Annotated in this window: 1 protein-coding gene; it reads right to left on the bottom strand. The window is 64.0% G+C overall.

Annotation, left to right across the window (positions count from 1 at the left end):
- Positions 1 to 227: hypothetical protein (locus DT057_RS36355; protein WP_203236474.1), on the bottom strand; the 227-nt coding region annotated here is incomplete at its 3' end.
- Positions 228 to 591 lie beyond the last annotated feature (364 nt).

Genomic DNA, 591 nt, shown 5'->3' with positions numbered 1-591 from the left:
CAGCCGATGTACGGCCACGCCCGCAGCGGGCAGGTCGTCTCGATGACGCTATCCTCCTGCGACGCGCCAGGAGCCGCATGGGCCGGGACTAGGTGGCACCAGCCGGTCAGGAGGGCGGCGGCGGTGATGATCCGGATGATGTTCAGAATGGTTAACCCCCTTGGCGATCGTTGACGACCGTTCGTGGAGCAGACCTCTAAAGCTGAGCCGTTGCTCGAGGATTGCACGGAGTGTTACGTGCCTGGGAGAGACTAACAATTGGGGCAGAGGCGCTTGAGCGCGCCCTCGCGCAGCTCGCCGCCCTGGGCAGAGGCATCTGAACGCAATGCGCGTCCCCTCGGAGGCCGAGCTTCGCGGTATGGCGCCCGGAGATCGGGCGCCTCGTCTGAACTTCCTGATCCGTGAGCACCGCGGCATGATCGCGGAACTTGAGCGTCTGGACCCGAAGCATCGTGATCCCATCACTCGGCGTCGCTTCACCTATCACAGCGGCGTCGTCGCGCGCCTTGAATGCCTTGCTAAGCGGCTTGAAGTGAACGTCACGGGCTAACTCCCGAGACCACGGCAGCTTGCGAGAACGTCTCCAGGATC

Origin of the sequence: Methylobacterium crusticola, from assembly GCF_003574465.1 — a bacterium.
Taxonomy (GTDB): Bacteria; Pseudomonadota; Alphaproteobacteria; order Rhizobiales; family Beijerinckiaceae; genus Methylobacterium; species Methylobacterium crusticola.
The sequence above is the reverse complement of the archived record's forward strand: the minus strand, read 5'-3'. Positions and strand labels throughout refer to the sequence as shown.